The sequence below is a fragment of the Rhizobium redzepovicii genome (assembly GCF_019793435.1).
In the GTDB taxonomy this organism is placed as follows: Bacteria; Pseudomonadota; Alphaproteobacteria; order Rhizobiales; family Rhizobiaceae; genus Rhizobium; species Rhizobium redzepovicii.
In genome coordinates this window covers 1-4,501 of the sequence record NZ_JAILYH010000046.1, presented here as the reverse complement: position 1 = coordinate 4,501, position 4,501 = coordinate 1, and the positions used below count along the sequence as shown (strand labels likewise).

Below are 4,501 nucleotides of genomic sequence, written 5' to 3'. Positions count from 1 at the left end.
GTGCTTAGTGCCGTCTATGACGGCCTACCCTTTGCGGGTTCTACTATGGCTTCAGGCCAGGACGAAACCCGCCCATGGCGCCGGATGCATTTCATACAGCGATCATGAGCCAACGTGTGAGTTGGGTGCTCGATGCCGACCCGTATCCTGCAACTAATGCCTGCGGGCGGGTGCCGCGGTGGACCGACTTGTTCATCACGCAACGATCATTCGAAATGAACGTTGAAAGCTATCGACGACGTTCCACCCATGGGGGTCAAACGCCGGCGCGGCAGGCCAGCCTCATTCGCGACAATCAAAGGCACCGCCAGTTTGTCGCGCGCATTGCCTCGCCTGAACTGCTCCCTGAGAATGGGTTATTGCCTCATCTAAATTGCTCCCGCCGAATCAACCTCGGGAGCTGTGATGAGGAAGGTCAGCATGGCGACACGTGCGGAATTGGTGGCAGCGATCAGTTGTCGCTATGTGTTAGGCGGGCGGGCCGAGAAGGCGAGGATGTTAGACGAGTTCGTGGCGCTCACGGGCTTTCATCGCAAGCATGCGATGCGACTGCTGCGAGGAGAACGCAAACCGGCGAAGGGTGGTCCTCGGCCAGGGCGCCGGGTTTACGGCGACGACGTGCGGGCAGCGCTCGTCGTTGTTTGGGAGGCGTCGGATCGAATTTGCGGCAAGCGACTACACCCCCTGTTGCCAACACTAATCGAAGCGATGGAACGTCATGGACACGGCGATATGAATAGCGAGACGCGCCGGCGACTCTTGACGATGAGCCCAGCGACGATTGATCGGGTCCTCAAGGAGATTAAAGCGAGCGCCACGGGTCCGCGGCGCCGGAAAGGATCAACAGCGATTCGGCGTAGTGTTCCCGTTCGAACCTTCTCGGATTGGGATGACCCCGCACTTGGCTTTGTCGAAGCTGACCTCGTTTCTCATTCCGGCCCGTACCCGAGGGGTGCCTTCTCGCAAACGCTGGTGTTGACAGATATAGCCACGGGCTGGACGGAATGCGCGCCGCTGCTGGTTCGCGAGCAAACGGTACTGATCACTGCGTTGGCCGAACTGCGCAAGTTGCTGCCGTTCCCGCTGCTGGGCTTCGACACCGATAACGACAGTGTGTTCATGAACGAGAGTGTTCATGAGTATTGCTTGCGCGATAATATCGAACTTACCCGTTGCCGCCCTTACCGAAAGAATGATCAGGCATTTGTCGAGCAGAAGAATGGCGCAATCGTGCGCAAGATCGTTGGATACCGACGCTTCGAGGGGCTGCGAGCCACTCGGGAGCTGGCCAAGCTTTATTCGTCAATGCGGTTGTTCGTGAATTTCTTTCAGCCATCAGTCAAGCTGGAAGAAAAGCACCGTGACGGAGCCAAGGTGATCAAGCGCTATCATCGTCCTGCCACACTCTTCCAGCGGCTGTTTGACGACCCACGCACGCCGGAGGATACATGCCTTTGGCTCAAGGCGATGTACCTGACGCTCGAAGACTTTCTTTCTGGCTTACGGATTGCTTGGCGTGGTGGTGAAGTGAAACCGACTGCCCGCTCCAAGCCAGCGGCCAAGCGAGAGCGGCGGAGGCCCGATCCTCTACTCGCCGTCACTGCCGAACTCGAGGAATGGTTCGAGGCGGAGCCTTGGCGAACTTCGCGAGAGTTGCTTGAACGCTTGCAGGTCAAATGCCCCGGCGTGTATCCCGACGGCCTCATTCGGACCGTGCAGCGCCGAATGAAAATCTGGCGCAGTACACAGGCCAATGCGCTGGTGTTCGGGCCATTCGCCGATGCCGCGCGGCAGACGGAAAGTATAGAGGTCGGGCAGTGAGATCATTACCGAACAATACAGGATCGTCATCCGCGCTCTTACCGCCAGGTTGGCCTTCGACAACCGACCCCACCGGAAAACATGATGACCGCCCGCGAAGCCGCCCGCTCGCTACAGCGCTATTGAGAGGCGCGCTCGCGAGCGGCTTCGCTACCTCCGTCACCTGCACCAGGTGCGGGGATACGATCGGAACAACCCGTGAGGCATTCGAAAACATCGAGTGAGGCAACGACATTATTCTCCGGGAACACTCTTGGGTGAGGCAATACGGCGTCTCATCCTGATCGCCGCCCCATAGGTCGCATAACTATCAGGCGTGCAACGGGTTCTGTCAGCAGCTACACCGCAATGGTTCCGTTGCCTGAGGCGGCGAAATCAGAAAGGCCGGCGGAAAGATTGGTTGGAATCGGAAATTCTGACGGCACCCTTCGCGCTGCATGTTCCACACATCACCCGAAACTGCTTAAATGAAGGCCAATTTTAGCGGGCTCCGCATGGCAAGCGGCAAGCTGGCGAGCCTCTCAAGCCATGTGCCGGCCTGATGGTCGAGTGCAGACGATTGTCGGCAAGCCGTCGCCATATGGTGTTCGGCCATGCCTTGAGGGCATGATTGGATCTGGCTTTAGCATGCTGGGCGGCGGTCGGCAGGCATTAGGATCGAGGTTCCAAATTTGAATTTCGGAGGAACGGCATCGATGTACCCAAGACGGAACCCGCCGCGCGATGACGATTCTCGCGAAGTAAGTGGGTGGATCGAAGGCGTGACCGGAGCTTTCGAGACGGACGCCTGGATCGACGACTACTATTCAGAGAGCCGAGACCTGGAACAGGATCCGACCGACTTGCGCCTCGGTTCGCACGATAGTGACGCCGGCGACCGTGTGCCGCGTCGCAGTTCCGTGGGCGGTTCGATGCGAGTGACGCCGCAGTCGCTGGCGCCGGAGAGGGGTTCGGGGCAGCAAGACGTCGATGCCGCAACGGAGACTCACGTGGCCTCAACCAAGGTTCGCAAGCGTGGTCGCCCCGCCGACCGAGACATGCATCCTGATGACGAGACCCGTATCAACCAGTTCGCGGAAGCAGTCCGAAACTACGAAATTCTACCCGACGGTAGCGTCGGCCGAGGGGACGGAAGGGTTCCCGAGGCTACCGTCGAGAACAATTTAGGGATTCTTAGGAGGTTCGCTCGTTGGCTCCGAGCAGAAAACAGAGATTCGATGGCTTCTCGGCTTTTAAACGATCCAGATTCGCTAGCCGGTGATATCGCGGATTACTGGGCAAACGGTGGGGACGATCGTAAGCGTCTTAACTCAGCACTGTCTCATTTCAGGAGGCTCTCGCCTGAGGGGCAAGAACTCCAAGCCGTTGGACCTGGGCCGCGCCTGATGGGCCGCCGAATTCATGATCCTTATCCCGACGACGCCCTCATTATTGAGGCCTTGGCCAACGAAGAGCGGAGTAAGCTCCGACCGGTCTCGACTTCCCGGAAAAATGCCAGTAACCAACGAAAATTTAGCGCTTGGCTCAAAAGGGAGGGCAGGGAGAGCATAGTCAGCCGACTCACGGGTACTGATGAGCAGCAACGGTCGTTGCAGGAGGATTTTAGGAAATTTACCGAGGCCGAGGGAAAAGTGGTCGTGAGTTTCGATCGGCTGCGGCAGTATCTAGGCGCCGAGTCCCAGTTGAAACAGCATAATCCTTATCCCGACGACGCCCTCATGATTGATGGCTGCGCCAACGAAGAGCTGAGCAAGCTCGGATCGGACTCGACTTCCAAGAGGAATGTTGTCCGGATTACGGCCATAAATCAACGGAGGTTTAGCAATTGGCTCCAAAAGAATGGTAGGGGGAGCATAGCCAGTCGCCTGACTGGCAGTGATCAGCAGCAAGGGTCGTTGAAGGACGATTTTAGGGGCTTTACCAAGGCTGAAGGAAGAATAAACGTGGGTTTTGATCGGCTGCGGCAGTATCTAGGCGCCGAGTCCCAGTTGAAGCAGCATGATCCTTATCCCGACGACGCCCTCATTATTGAGGCCTTGGCCAACGAAGAGCAGAGTAAGCTCGGACCGGTCTCGACTTCCCGGAAAAATGCCAGTAACCAACGAAAATTTAGCGATTGGCTCAAAAGGGAGGGCAGGGGGAGCATAGTCAGCCGACTCACCGGTACTGATGAGCAGCAACGGTCGTTGCAGGAGGATTTTAGGGCCTTTACCAAGGAGGAAGGAAAAAAAGTGGTCGTGAGTTTCAATCGGCTGCGGCAGTATCTAGGCGCCGAGTCGCAGTTGAAACAGCATGATCCTTATCCCGACGACGCCCGCATCATTGATGACCTAGCCAAGGAAGCGCTGAGCAAGCTCGGATCGAACTCGACTTCGCAGAGGAAAGTCGTCTTGAATCTGGCCAGCAATCAACGGAGGTTTAGTGATTGGCTCCGAAAGAAGGGTCGGGGGAGCATAGGCAGTCGCTTGACTGGCAGTGATCAGCAGCAACAGTCGTTAAAGGACGATTACAGTAACTTTACCAACGCTGAAGGAAAAAGAATAAGCGTGAGTTTCGATCGGCTGCGGCAGTATCTAGGCGCTGAGTCGCAGTTGAAACAGCATGATCCCCATCCCGACGACGCCCTCATGATTGATAGCTTCGCCAACGAAGAGCTGAGTAAGCTCCGACCGGACTCGAC

General features: G+C 57.2%; 1 protein-coding gene and 1 pseudogene. Both read left to right on the top strand.

Annotated elements, in window-relative coordinates; genetic code table 11:
* The first annotated feature begins 405 nt into the window (after window positions 1-405).
* Window positions 406-1,821, top strand: a complete 1,416-nt coding sequence (locus tag K6N12_RS33420) for an ISNCY family transposase (protein ID WP_026188840.1) — start codon at window positions 406-408, stop codon at window positions 1,819-1,821.
* A 695-nt stretch (window positions 1,822-2,516) separates the two neighbouring features.
* Window positions 2,517-4,501 (top strand): annotated as a pseudogene (locus K6N12_RS33415) (Ulp1 family isopeptidase); the annotation flags it as partial.